Here is a 12,746-nt window from a genome sequence, read left to right on the forward strand (position 1 = left end):
TTTAAAAAGTGTAACCGCATCTATCAGTCAACGGTTATTGGCATCCATAAAGGTCCTGCCGAATTTTAACTAAGCACAATTGTGCCGTCGATGTTCGTGAATAATTGATCTTTCGCTTCCATGCGATCCATCGCTGTAATGACTGTCGAGTTTTTTGCACTTACGATGAGTGCAGCTTGGTCCATCAAAACAAGCGATTCTTTGATTCCCTTTAACTTTGCCTCGTTCACCTTCGCAGTGACATGTGCCCACTCAGCATCCGATATCTGGATGTTTCGTTCTACCAAACGCTCTGATGCGTGTTTGCTTATTTTAAGTTCAGCAGGCTGAACCGCTTTGTTCAGATGTTCGAGAAACGATTGCTTTGGGCTTGGTGTTGATGGCAGTGCCTGTCCTTGATGAATAAGCGGCTGCAATGGAATACGATGGAGTTTTAGTTTATCCATACATTCGCTCCGTTCTTTATTATTTGCTTATCGATGTAAAGTTTTTACCGTCAATGCGGGTACCGTCTTCTAATATATATTGTAGTTTTCCATCTTTATTAGATACCGAAGCGACTGTACCTGTCTTCTCTTCTTCACCGTCCAGATAGCCGACTTTCTTGCCGATTAGCATGCTCGCTTCAACAAGGCTATTCGTTCCGCCCGAACCAGACATCACTTCTGAAATATTAGCAGGTGTCAATTCTTTGCCATCGTCCAAAATGAATTTCACAGAACCATTGTCATACTTCACAGACACGATACGATTGACCCCTTCAGTGATGATAGGTTTGCCATCTTCACCTATAACCGACTGACCTTTATCATCAAGTTTTAGTTCATGCCAACGGACTTCTTTGCCAGCAAAACTATTGTACTGAATAAGTTGAGATTGACCTTGTGCTTCCGCGAACTTTTCAAATGACTTCGATAAGTTCATAGTCTGTTCAAGTGCAGAGAACTGCGCCATTTGAGCAATAAATTCATTATCTTTCATCGGGTTTGTCGGGTCTTGGTTTTGCAATTGGGTGATAAGTAATTTCATGAAATCGTCTTTCCCCATAACTCCGTCGCCAGTTTTACGCTCATCTCGCTGCTTATTAATTAAATAATCTGTTCCTGTAATCGGTTTTTGTCCTGCAATCGTCATTCGTTATACCCCCAAATCAATCATGTATTCTTGGAATGTCATTTCTTCTTCATCATTTTGTTCCTGTTGCTGGTCTGTCTCTTGCCCTTCTTTTCTGAAGTGCTGATTAAAGGCTTGGTCACGGTCATTTTTCGCTGTATCTTGCAATGTTTGCGAAACGTCGATTCGTTCTACTTGCAGATTTTGTTGAAGGAATGCGCTTCTAAGCTGGTGCAATTGACTGTCTAGCATCTCTTTACCGAGTGCCGTGGATGCAAGAATTCTTGCTGTCATGATGCCATTGACTTGAAGCAATTCAATTCGTACTTGTCCAAGATGTTCAGGATACAGTTTGATAAGCAAGCGGTTCGTCCCGTTAGTTTGACCGAAATTCGAACGTTTGAAAATCGTTTGCATTTCCTTGATCAATGCCTCATTTCGTGCGTTAGTTCGATTTTCTACTTCAGTAAGCGTAAGTTCACCTTTTGCAGTTACAACAGTACCTAAAGCACTACTGACGGCTTGTTGTGAGGTTTCTTTGATATTTGATGCGCTAACTGTTGATTCAGGACCATTCTTTGTAGCACCTTCATCTTTGGTAACTGCAGTAGGTAGAACTTGTTGCTGTGTTTCCTTGTTATCTTTTTTCATTGTTCCATCGTCTGTCATCGTTCGCCCTGCTTCTGCTTGACTGGCAAATCGTACGCTATTTTTCGACTCCATCAATTGTACCATGACATTCTTCGCAGAACCGATAGAATTAAGTACTTTTTCGCAATGTTCCCCCGCTGTAGCTAGATAACTTTGCAGCGAGAATACTTGCTGTTCTTGTTTCATAAGCAAATCGATTTTCGGTGCGGTAAGTTCTGCCGTTTTAAGCAACGCCAGCAATTCAACTGCCTGTTGTTTCGGTATATCGCCTTTTCCTTCAAGCGCATCCGTTAATTGCTTAAAAAACTGTGTGGCCACTTTGTCAATGGCGTTCAATACGGTCCAAAAATCGTTCGTATTGGCTACTGCTGACAGTTCCTCTTCGTCAAGACCTGCTTGTTCTAATAGTTGAAGCAAACTATCACTCAGCTGTTTCGGTTCAAGATTGAGTAGACTTGCAAGCTCTTCTAGATTACCAAGATTGGAAATTGAATCTAGTTTACTTTCGCCATCTGTTAGGGCTTCAATAGCAGTCCCAAGTTCTTCAATAGAAGTTGCATTAAAAATTGCCATTATCGATTCATCGGTTATCCCGTCGATAGTCAGTTCCTGTACAGGGGCAACAGCTAATGGGACATTTCCAGCGATACTGCTGAAAATTGATCCAAATGAATTTGTTGCTGGCTGACCTGACTGCACTTTATTCGACGAATTTTGCACATACACCCCAGCGATTCCTTGTAATGATGCGATGTTCACTTATTCACCTCCCTTCAAAAGTAGCTATAAAAAGTCCTAATTACTTGGTCATCATTGTTGTATATTTCGCTGCATCTTCAGGTGTCATCTTTTCAAAAATAGCAGCAAGTGTATCTGATTTCAAATTCGTCAAGATGCGCATTGCCTCCGCGTCACTCATTTTAGTAATGACCGGTGCCGATGATTTCGCAGACATTTGCTCAAACGTTGTTACTATTTCATTAAAATCTCGTTTGGAGTCATCTTTATTGCGCACCAACACAGCAATCTCATCAAGGAGTTTCTCTTGTTCAATCAGCAATTTTTCATTCTCATTAGCTGACTTATCGAGATCTTGCTGAACCTTGAACAGTTGGGCTTCTTTCTCTTGAATTTCTGCCTGCATCGTCACGACTCTTTCTTCAAGGATTAGATCACCCATAACAGGGTCTTCTACCTTCTTTTCAGTAATAAACGGCAAGTTCCCAGACAACTCTTTCGCCTTATCAAATACATTGACATCTGCAAATTTCGCAATGATTAGAACAAGCGCTGTTGTGAATAACAGTGGAATAAGTACCCAAAGCAAAAGTTTTTGGAAGCTACCGCTTTTCCCCTCTTGTTCTACGTTAGTTATTTGTTCTGTTTGTTTAGCCTTTTTCACCACATTATCACCTATTTTCTCTTCTGCGGAACTTCAGCGTCGACAATTCATCGAGCTGAATCGCTTCTAGCTGTTCCATTTCAGCACGATGATGTTCACGATCTTTTTCTTTCATCTTTTCAAACTTTCGGACTTCAAGTGTTTTCTCCAACAGCTTATTCTCATACCAATTCATTTTCGAGCGAGCTTGCATGACTTGCTGTTGCACTTCTGCAATTCTTTTCTCTAAGCTACCAATGAAACGCGAATAATAATGAATTTCATTAACCGAAAAACCGACCGCCATCTTGACTTGCTGCTCGGTAAGCGTATCTTCTTTCTTTTTCAGTAAATCGTATAGTTTAGTTGCAACTGTTTCGAATGCCTCAACTGACCCTTTAAATTCCACTTCAGTTTCGGTTTTTTCTTGTTCACGAAAAGTCAGCACCTTTTCAAAACGATAATTATAAGGCTTCATACGTTCCCGCCTCCAGCACCGAGTGATACGAGCTCAGCAATACTGTCCTCAATTGAAATATTATCTTTGAAACCTTGTTTTAAAAAGTTTGTAATAAGTGGTTCGAATTCAATTGCTTGATCAATTTCTTTAGATGTCCCGCGTTTATAGGCTCCGATATTAATCAGATCTTCGGATTTATTGTAGGTGTAATAAAGTTCGCGCAATCTTTCTGCTGCTTTGACATGTTCTGGATCCGCAATATGGTTCATAAGCCGGCTAACGCTTTTCAATACGTTGATTGCAGGATATTGTCCTTTGTTCGCAAGTGTCCGATCGAGTACAATGTGACCGTCCAGGATTCCTCGAACCGCATCAGCAATTGGCTCATTCATATCATCGCCATCTACAAGTACTGTATAAAATGCCGTAATGGATCCATGCTCATTGGTGCCCGTACGTTCCAGTAATTTTGGCAAGATAGCAAAGACAGAAGGGGTATAACCGCGCGTAGCAGGTGGTTCTCCGACAGCCAGTCCTATTTCCCGCTGTGCCATCGCTACCCGTGTGACAGAGTCCATCATAAGCATGACGTTCATGCCCTTATCTCTGTAATACTCAGCAATTGCTGTTGCGGTAAACGCTCCTTTAATACGCATAAGCGCAGGTTGGTCCGATGTTGTAGCAACAACAATCGACCTGCTCATGCCTTCAGGTCCAAGATCACGTTCGATGAATTCACGGACTTCACGGCCACGCTCACCTATCAGTGCTATGACATTCAAATCGGCTGTCGTATTGCGAGCAATCATACCGAGCAAAGTACTTTTTCCAACACCAGATCCTGCGAAAATTCCGACTCGCTGACCTTTTCCGACTGTCAACATGCCATCAATCGCCTTGACACCCACCGCAAGCTTTTCGCTGATCGGTGGACGGGTAAGGGCATTAGGAGGGTCTTGTTCTGTTCTAACAGTTGCCAACCCTCTCGGAAGGATGCTGTTATCGATTGGGTTCCCCATCGAATCAAGCACTTTTCCTACTAAATTCATACCTACTTTGATTTCAAGCGGTTTCCCCAAACTTTCAACAAGGCACCCGCTAGATATATCACGGATATTTGTATAAGGCATCAGAATGACGATTTCTTCCTTAAATCCTACAACTTCTGCTTTAATAATCGAGTCGGCCTTGCCTGTATTATTTAAATGGATATGGCAGACATCACCGATTGAACTTTCAGGTCCTTGTGACTCAATCATCAAACCTACAACGCGGACAACACGTCCAAGCTTTTTAAAAGTCTTTACTTTTGGAATGACCGCAATTAAGTCCTCTGCTTTTTTCATCGTCAATCACCACTTTCCATGATACCGATGAGTTTCTCCCTTAGTTCATTCAACTGTTCGTCAATGCTGACAACAATCCGCCCATGATTTGTTTCGATATAGCACTCGTTTGATTCAAAATCATCATTTGCAAAAATAAGGAATGGCACATTCGGCGGGAAAATCGATGCAAGTTCAGAACGATTATCGGACACAAGTTCGAAATAATCGAGAGAAACATACAATTTAATCTCTTTCATTTCACGTGTTTCTTTTAAGGCTCTTTTAACAACTGATAAATAAACTTCCTTATCATCTTGAAGTACTTGTCCAATAATCCGCTCTGTAGAAAGCATTGAAAGATCGAGAATGATGCGCTCCTGGCTTACAAGATATTGACGCGCATTTTCAATGGATAACTCCGTCGTTTCATTTGCAGTACTAATAGAAGCTGCCATATCCGATAATGACTTATTACGCCCCTCTTCGTAGCCGACTTGAAACCCTTCATCATATGCCTGTTGCTGAAGTACTGTTTTTTCATTCTGCCAGGCTGCTTGCATCGATAAGATATCTTCAGTGGCAGTTTGTCTCAGTCGTTCGATTGCCTCTTTTTCCTGCTCATTTATCGTATTGGCCTCTTTCAACATGCGGTCCCGTTCAATAAGTATGGAATCTAAGGACAAACTCACTTCCGCGTCGACTTCTTGCGAAACATAAAGGCTTCGAATGGAGATTTCTTTCGTTTCCCCTTCTTCCAATATTGTATTGAATGAACGAAATACGTTAGACAATGATGTCATCTCCTCCACCACGAGCGATTATGATTTCACCCGATTCTTCCAATCTACGAATCGTGCTTACAATACGAGATTGGGCCTCTTCGACATCTTTCAATCGTACAGGTCCCATGACTTCCATCTCTTCTTGGAACGATTCCGCCATCCGCTGAGACATATTCCTGAACAAGACTTCTTTCACTTCTTCACTAGAAACTTTCAGTGAAAGGATTAAATCTTCATTTTCACAGTCGCGAATAATACGCTGAATTGAACGGTTGTCCAATGTAACAATATCTTCGAAGACAAACATACGTTTCCGAATTTCTTCTGCGAGTTCCGGATCTTGAATTTCAAGTGCATCAAGAATCGTTTTCTCTGTTGTTCTGTCAACTCCATTAAGCACTTCGACGACTGCATCCACTCCACCCGTTTCCGTGTGATCCTGCGTTACTGTTGAAGATAGTTTCCGCTCAAGTACCGCTTCGATTTCACTGATGACCTCTGGTGAAGTCGAGTCCATCGTCGCAATTCTTCTCGCGATATCTGCCTGCATCTCTTGTGGCAATGCCGATAAAATCAGTCCAGCCTGTTCTGCCTCTAAGTAAGACAAGATAAGCGCAATTGTTTGCGGATGTTCGTTTTGAATGAAATTCAGAATTTGTGATGGATCTGCACGTCTTGCAAAATCGAAAGGTCGCACTTGTAAGGAAGATGTTAAGCGATTGATAATTGCTTGCGCATGATCTTTACCAAGCGCTTTTTCAAGTATCGTTTTCGCGTAACCAATACCGCCTTGCGAGATATAATCCTGAGCAAGTGCAATGTTATGAAACTCTTCGATAATTTCTTCTTTCACGGATGCCTCAACTTTTTTGACACCTGAAATTTCAAGCGTTAGGCGCTCAATTTCGTCTTCATTCAAATGCTTATAAATTGCTGCTGATACTTCCGGACCGAGGGAAATGAGCAGAAGTGCTGCTTTTTGTTTTCCTGTCATCCCTTTTTCTTTCTTAACCACAGTTCATCCCTCCGTCATTCCTCGGCTATCCATGTACGCAATAGTTTGGCAAATTCTTCTGGTTTGTCTTTTGCCATCTTCTCGAGTTGTTTCCTCCGGACAGTTCCTTCTGTTTCAAGTTCATTATTAATATCATCTACATCAAATGTTGCAAGTTGTTCTTCCATAATCAGTTCTTCTTCTAGCTCTTCCGCTTTTCGACGATTCCTAATGAACATAAACACAAGAATACCGATAATAAGAAGAAGTACACCACCAATTACGTAAATCCACCACGGAATTGTAGACGTCGGCGCAGAGAAGTCATCCACTTTACCATTAAAAGGCTGTACAGAAACGGCGATTTTGTCATTCAGTTCCGCCACCGTTAACGCTCCAGCTGCCTCTTTGTCAATAGATGTACGAATGATTGTCTCAAGTATGCGCTGGACATCATCTTGCATTCCCGGTGGCATTGATGTTGGATCGTCTGCAGTTGGTGGTTCAACCATTACCTGGATTCCGATATCACGAATCTTATAAGGGCTTTCAACAATTTCTTTACGAATACGGTTCACTTCATTGTTAACCGTTTCTTCGATTTTTTCATAATCACCGTTTGAAAATGTCCCTTCCACGTAGCCAGTCCCATTATCTGTAGGGTCCTCTCCTGCAGGAGTCCCGCCCGCGACTGGGCCATTTCCTGTAAACGATTCAGTAAGACGCTGTACGCTAAGTGCAATTCCTTCCATACTCTCTTCGTCGACAGGCAATACAAGATTCTCTTCTCTGTTTTCAAGTTGGAAGTCAATATCTGTTGTGACTGAGACAACAATTTTATCTTGCCCCATCATTGTTCCAAGCATCATCTGTACTTGGCGTTGCAAATCACGTTCGATTGTTTTTTTGAGGGTCATTTGATCCGTAATGCTAGGTCCATATGCATTATCGGTAGCCTTCAAGTCAAAGTACTCGGAGTACTGGTTCATGATGACAATATCATCGGTCGACAGATTCGGTATACTTTTCGATATTAGATTATAAAGTGCAGTAATCTGTGGTTCAGTGAACTGGTGTCCTGCATCGGTTTTCAACATAATCGACGCACTTGCCTGTTGCGTACTCTCATTCAAGAAAACACTCTCTGTCGGCAATGTGACCATTACTTTCGCATCTTTCACGCCCTCGATTCCTTTAATCAGGTTCGCAAGTTCAGTTTGCATAGAAGCAAGCTTAATCATATTGAACTCATTGTCAGTCGTTCCAAATCCTGCATTTTCTGCAAAGAACGAGTAATCAATCATCCCTGAATTCGGAAAACCTTCTGCCGCAAGGGACACTAGTAATGAGTCTACGCTGTCCCTCGGCACTAAGATCGATGTGCCACCTGGCGCAACCTTGCTTTTAACCCCTTGAGCATCAAGCTGTTCTTTAATGCGTCCGATTTCAGCGCGAGATACCTCCGAATAGAGCGGCACATATTCCGTTCTAGATAGAAAGAATGTTAAGAAAGCGGCGACTAAAATAATGGCGATTGTAGATCCAATATAAGTACCTTTTTGTTTTTTTGTACGACTCGACCAAAACGTTTGTAAATCCGCCCTGATTTTCGTCACTCTTTCATTCATTGTAATCCCCCGGTCAGCTTACGTAATTCAATAATGGACAACTTATATGTCGCGTAAAATCAAACAGGCATCCGGATGATTTCTTGATACGCTTCAATTACTTTATTTCGAACTTCCATCGTTGCATTTAACGCAATCGACGCCTTTTGTGCTGTAATCATGACATCATGAAGTTCGACATCTCCGCCACGCACTAATTTTTCCGTCATCATATCTGATTCTGATTGTTTATTATTAACTTCTTGAATCGCATCTTTTAAAAAGGTTCCGAAACTTTGTTGCGCTTCATATGGTGTTGGAGTTGGTTTCATTTGATTTTCCATATTAAGCACACCTGCTGATTGCACAGGATTAAAAATAGACTGTATAGCCATTAAAGTAACATCCTTCCAGTATCATTATTTGCCGATTTCAAGAGCTTTCATAAGCATTGATTTATTAGCATTAATCACAGTTACATTTGCTTCGTAAGAACGTGTAGCGGACATCAGGTCGATCATTTCTCGCAACGGATCAACATTTGGCATTGAAACATATCCTTCATCATTTGCATCTGGATGAGAAGGATCAAAGACAAGTTTAAATGGCGTTTCGGTATCTTCTTTAATCCTAGAAACCGTAACGCCATTTCCTGCTGAACCTTTTATTTGTTTACCCATCGAAGCATTTAACATCGATGAAAATTGCCCTTCTCGTGGTTGGAATGTAACCGATTTACGGCGATAGGGTTGCCATTCACCGTCAACCATCTTCCCGCGCGTTGTATCGACGTTAGCCATATTGGATGAAATAACATCCATCCGCATACGTTGCGCAGTCAATGCAGATGCGGATGTATTCAAGCTATGGAATATCGTCAATGTCAGCGACCTCCTTTAATAACATTTTGTAGCGTATTGAACTTTCCGTTAATACGATCGACAACTGCGTTATAGTAAATTTGATTGGCCGCAAGATCTGCCTGTTCCTTATCCATATCCACGCCATTTCCATCTTGTCGATAACGAAGGTTCGAGTAATTAAAAACACCGGGATGCGTCGTACTAGACTTAAAATTGATATGCCTCTGGTCTGTTTTATAAGCTTCTAACGAATTCGCTTGCACATCTGAAAAAACTTCTTTAAAACTGACATTTTTCGCTTTATAATTTGGCGTGTCGATATTTGCTATATTCTGTGAAATTGTTTTCCCTTTTGTTGCAGAATAATCTAACCCGCGCTCCAATTGTGTTATCGTCGATCCAAACAAATTCATTGTTTCCACCTCTTGTTCCCTCTATTGGTGAATCAAAATAGTATTCATTTTACATTACTAATCTAGTACTCTTATCACATACTTCTATTGTAGCGGATTTTGTTGATTCTTGTCTATATTAGAAGAGTAATATCTATTAGTCCAAAACAACCTTTTTTCGAGTAGTTTAATTATATAACTAAGATATTTAGTTCCAAAGTCACCATTTTTCCATTACTTCTATATATCCCCTCCTGTTGTCAGTTAATTCCTTTCATTCCTTTTATTCCGGTTTAAATATATAATAAAAAAAGCACTTCTCCCCAAATTCGGAAGAAGTGCCTTTATACCTAATACATACTTATGATTTTTGTTTTTCAAGTTCTTCAAGGAATTTATTATTAAGGACCTTGATATATGTCCCTTTCATTCCTAGGGAACGAGATTCGATAACGCCAGCACTTTCTAGTTTACGAAGTGCATTTACGATTACAGAACGTGTAATACCTACACGGTCTGCAATTTTAGATGCGACTAGTAGACCTTCATTACCATCAAGCTCATGGAAAATGTGCTCAATCGCTTCGTGTTCACTATAAGAAAGGGAATTGATAGCCATTTGAACAACTGCTTTACTACGTGCTTCGATTTCAATTTTCTCTGATTTCTCACGTAAAATTTCCATCCCGACAACAGTCGCACCGTATTCCGCAAGGATCAAATCATCATCCTGGAAATCTTCTTTAAGTCTAGCCAAGATTAGTGTACCAAGACGTTCACCGCCACCAACGATTGGAACAATTGTTGTTAAGCCGTCTTTGAAGAGTTCACGATTTTCAACTGGAAAGACTGTGTGTGAACTGTATACATCCAAATTTGAAGATGTTTCTCTTACTTCAAACAAACGATTTGTATATTCCTCAGGGAATTTACGATCAACGAACATTTGCTTCATGCGTTCGTTTTCGATTTGGTGGTGTATTTCTAAACCAAGTAATTTCCCTTTTCTGCTTACGATAAATGCATTACAGTCGATAACAGAACTAAGCTTCTCAGCCATTTCCTTAAAGTTTACAGGTTTTCCTGCCGATTCTTGTAGCATTGCGTTAATTTCACGTGTTTTTGATAATAAATTCATTTGTTTTTTTCCTCCTCATAATAGTTGCTTGGCGTTTAGTGAATATTCTAAAGGTTTTTAATCATTAAATAAACTAAAACGTTTCAATTAAAGTATAAAATGTGATAAATCTTTATTTTTCGCGATATCTTTCAGCTTTTCATCGACATACGCGGGTGTTATTTTAATCGTTGCCGGTCCGATATCAGCCGCTTCATACGATAGTTCTTCGAGTAATTTCTCCAAGATAGTATGTAGACGCCTTGCACCGATATTCTCCGTATCATCATTCACTTCAAATGCAATTTCAGCAAGTCGGCTAATTGCTTCGTCAGTAAAATCCAAAACAACATTTTCCGTATTGAGCAATTTTTCATATTGACGGATAAGAGAAAAATCAGGCTCTTTTAAAATACGTTCAAAGTCATTCTTCGTCAGCTTTTCAAGTTCGACCCGAATTGGAAAGCGTCCTTGCAGTTCCGGAATAATATCGGAGGGTTTTGACATATGGAACGCCCCTGCCGCAATAAACAAAATGAAATCGGTCTTTACTGTACCGTACTTAGTCGAAACAGTCGAGCCTTCAACGATTGGTAATATATCCCGCTGAACGCCTTCCCGTGATACATCTGCTGACGAACCACTTCCGCCCCGACTAGCAATTTTGTCCATTTCATCAATGAAGATGATACCTGACTGCTCTGTAAGCTCGATTGCTCGTCTTGAGATTTCATCATGATCAATCAGCTTGTCAGCCTCTTCCGCTTCAAGTGCGATGCGGGCATCCTTTACTTTCATTTTGCGCTTGACTGTCTTTTTCGGCATAAGAGAAGAAAATGCGTCTTGCATATTCGCACCCATCTGTTCCATACCCGACCCTTGTAAAGCGTCAAACATAGATGGCTGCTGTGCAGTAACTTCTACAGTGACCATTTGTTCTTCAAGTTCCCCCGCTTTGAGGCTTGTCGCAATCTCAGAGCGTTTACGCTTCACTTCGGCTACTTCTGCATAATCAGGTTCTTCCTGCTCTGCTTTTTGGCCAAACAACATTTCAAACGGGTTTTGCATACCGCCCATTTTCTTTTTTTCAGGAACAAGTAATTCGATTAGTCGTTCTTCTGCAAGAATAACCGCATGCCCTTTCACAGCTTCACGCTGCTCTTCCCGAACAATTCGAACGCCCGCTTCTGTTAAATCTCTTATCATCGACTCGACATCACGGCCTACATAACCTACTTCTGTAAACTTCGTCGCTTCCACTTTAAGGAATGGAGCATTTACTAGCTTAGCGATTCTTCTCGCGATTTCAGTTTTCCCGACACCTGTCGGGCCAATCATAAGTATGTTTTTCGGTATGATTTCACTTTTCTCGTCATCAGAAAGCAGACTTCTTCTGTACCTGTTACGAATGGCTACAGCCACTGCACGCTTGGCTTTGTCTTGACCGATAATATATCTATCGAGATGTGCAGTCAATTCCTTGGGTGTCAGCTCTTGTCTCTTTATCATTCGAGTACCTCCACAATAATATGATCATTTGTGAAAACGCATATTTCTGCAGCCGTCTCTAGTGCCGCTTGGGCAATTTCTGCTGCAGTGAGCGAATGCCCACTGTACTTTTTCAAAGCCCGGCCAGCCGCAAGTGCGTAATGGCCACCTGAACCGATTGCCAAAACACCATCATCCGGTTCAATTACTTCTCCTGTTCCAGACACGAGTAACAAACGCTCGTTATCCATTACAAGGAGCATCGCCTCAAGTTTCCGTAGAATCCGGTCACCACGCCATTCTTTCGCAAGTTCAACAGAAGCCCTTTGAAGGTTGCCATTGTACTCTGTCAGTTTGGCTTCGAACAATTCGAATAGCGTAAAAGCGTCCGCTACCGATCCCGCAAAACCTGCCAGTACTTTACCACCAAAAATTCGGCGGACTTTTTTTGCCGTATGTTTCATGACGACTGCATTTCCTACCGTCACTTGCCCATCGCCTGACATGGCACAAGACCCTTCATGGCGAATGGCAAAGATTGTCGTTGCATGGAATTCCATCAGATCATCC

At 41.3% G+C, this 12,746-nt stretch carries 15 protein-coding genes; all 15 read right to left on the reverse strand.

Going from position 1 to position 12,746, the window contains the following annotated elements; translation table 11 throughout:
* Window positions 1-65: 65 nt before the first annotated feature.
* Window positions 66-446 carry a TIGR02530 family flagellar biosynthesis protein gene (locus tag MKX62_RS00445; RefSeq protein WP_340740405.1) on the reverse strand — a complete coding sequence of 127 codons (381 nt, stop codon included), beginning with the start codon at window positions 444-446 and terminating at the stop codon, window positions 66-68.
* Window positions 447-465: 19 nt separating this feature from the next.
* The gene (flgD, locus tag MKX62_RS00450) at window positions 466-1,134 is read right to left on the reverse strand and encodes a flagellar hook assembly protein FlgD (RefSeq protein ID WP_340740406.1); all 669 of its coding nucleotides are present in this window, start codon (window positions 1,132-1,134) and stop codon (window positions 466-468) included.
* Between the two features lie 3 nt (window positions 1,135-1,137).
* Window positions 1,138-2,523, reverse strand: a complete 1,386-nt coding sequence (locus MKX62_RS00455; protein WP_340740407.1) for a flagellar hook-length control protein FliK — start codon at window positions 2,521-2,523, stop codon at window positions 1,138-1,140.
* A gap of 40 nt (window positions 2,524-2,563) precedes the next feature.
* The gene (locus MKX62_RS00460; protein ID WP_340740408.1) at window positions 2,564-3,166 is read right to left on the reverse strand and encodes a MotE family protein; all 603 of its coding nucleotides are present in this window, start codon (window positions 3,164-3,166) and stop codon (window positions 2,564-2,566) included.
* A gap of 7 nt (window positions 3,167-3,173) precedes the next feature.
* Window positions 3,174-3,623, reverse strand: coding sequence for a flagellar export protein FliJ (gene fliJ, locus MKX62_RS00465; protein WP_340740409.1), 450 nt, complete (start codon window positions 3,621-3,623; stop codon window positions 3,174-3,176).
* Window positions 3,620-4,951 carry a flagellar protein export ATPase FliI gene (fliI, locus tag MKX62_RS00470; protein ID WP_340740410.1) on the reverse strand — a complete coding sequence of 444 codons (1,332 nt, stop codon included), beginning with the start codon at window positions 4,949-4,951 and terminating at the stop codon, window positions 3,620-3,622. Before fliI ends, fliJ begins: the two co-directional genes overlap by 4 nt.
* Window positions 4,952-4,953: 2 nt before the next feature.
* Entirely contained in the window at window positions 4,954-5,724 is a 771-nt protein-coding gene (gene fliH / locus MKX62_RS00475) for a flagellar assembly protein FliH (protein WP_340740411.1), read from the reverse strand.
* Window positions 5,717-6,730: a flagellar motor switch protein FliG gene (gene fliG, locus MKX62_RS00480; protein ID WP_340740412.1), complete on the reverse strand. Its 1,014-nt coding sequence runs from the start codon at window positions 6,728-6,730 to the stop codon at window positions 5,717-5,719. Before fliG ends, fliH begins: the two co-directional genes overlap by 8 nt.
* Before the next feature lie 14 nt (window positions 6,731-6,744).
* Window positions 6,745-8,337 carry a flagellar basal-body MS-ring/collar protein FliF gene (fliF, locus tag MKX62_RS00485; RefSeq protein WP_340740413.1) on the reverse strand — a complete coding sequence of 531 codons (1,593 nt, stop codon included), beginning with the start codon at window positions 8,335-8,337 and terminating at the stop codon, window positions 6,745-6,747.
* Between the two features lie 59 nt (window positions 8,338-8,396).
* Window positions 8,397-8,711 (reverse strand): flagellar hook-basal body complex protein FliE, encoded by a 315-nt coding sequence (fliE, locus tag MKX62_RS00490; RefSeq protein WP_187045407.1) that lies wholly within the window; start codon window positions 8,709-8,711, stop codon window positions 8,397-8,399.
* 24 nt (window positions 8,712-8,735) lie between these two features.
* Entirely contained in the window at window positions 8,736-9,197 is a 462-nt protein-coding gene (gene flgC / locus MKX62_RS00495) for a flagellar basal body rod protein FlgC (RefSeq protein WP_187045408.1), read from the reverse strand.
* A gap of 2 nt (window positions 9,198-9,199) precedes the next feature.
* Window positions 9,200-9,592, reverse strand: coding sequence for a flagellar basal body rod protein FlgB (gene flgB / locus MKX62_RS00500; RefSeq protein WP_340740414.1), 393 nt, complete (start codon window positions 9,590-9,592; stop codon window positions 9,200-9,202).
* Between the two features lie 340 nt (window positions 9,593-9,932).
* Window positions 9,933-10,709 carry a GTP-sensing pleiotropic transcriptional regulator CodY gene (gene codY, locus MKX62_RS00505; protein WP_067211258.1) on the reverse strand — a complete coding sequence of 259 codons (777 nt, stop codon included), beginning with the start codon at window positions 10,707-10,709 and terminating at the stop codon, window positions 9,933-9,935.
* Between the two features lie 87 nt (window positions 10,710-10,796).
* Complete coding sequence (hslU, locus tag MKX62_RS00510) at window positions 10,797-12,194, reverse strand: ATP-dependent protease ATPase subunit HslU (RefSeq protein ID WP_231885845.1); 1,398 nt, start codon at window positions 12,192-12,194, stop codon at window positions 10,797-10,799.
* Window positions 12,194-12,739: an ATP-dependent protease subunit HslV gene (hslV, locus tag MKX62_RS00515; RefSeq protein ID WP_156476072.1), complete on the reverse strand. Its 546-nt coding sequence runs from the start codon at window positions 12,737-12,739 to the stop codon at window positions 12,194-12,196. Before hslV ends, hslU begins: the two co-directional genes overlap by 1 nt.
* Window positions 12,740-12,746 lie beyond the last annotated feature (7 nt).

Source organism: Sporosarcina sp. FSL K6-5500 (assembly GCF_038005665.1).
In the GTDB taxonomy this organism is placed as follows: Bacteria; Bacillota; Bacilli; order Bacillales_A; family Planococcaceae; genus Sporosarcina; species Sporosarcina psychrophila.

Bases quoted from the DNA above. Each gene is read 5' to 3' on its own strand.
- MKX62_RS00445 (WP_340740405.1), bottom strand. From the start codon at position 446: ATGGATAAACTAAAACTCCATCGTATTCCATTGCAGCCGCTTATTCAT.
- flgD (WP_340740406.1), bottom strand. From the start codon at position 1,134: ATGACGATTGCAGGACAAAAACCGATTACAGGAACAGATTATTTAATT.
- fliJ (WP_340740409.1), bottom strand. From the start codon at position 3,623: ATGAAGCCTTATAATTATCGTTTTGAAAAGGTGCTGACTTTTCGTGAA.
- fliI (WP_340740410.1), bottom strand. From the start codon at position 4,951: ATGAAAAAAGCAGAGGACTTAATTGCGGTCATTCCAAAAGTAAAGACT.
- fliF (WP_340740413.1), bottom strand. From the start codon at position 8,337: ATGAATGAAAGAGTGACGAAAATCAGGGCGGATTTACAAACGTTTTGG.
- fliE (WP_187045407.1), bottom strand. From the start codon at position 8,711: ATGGCTATACAGTCTATTTTTAATCCTGTGCAATCAGCAGGTGTGCTT.
- flgB (WP_340740414.1), bottom strand. From the start codon at position 9,592: ATGAATTTGTTTGGATCGACGATAACACAATTGGAGCGCGGGTTAGAT.
- codY (WP_067211258.1), bottom strand. From the start codon at position 10,709: ATGAATTTATTATCAAAAACACGTGAAATTAACGCAATGCTACAAGAA.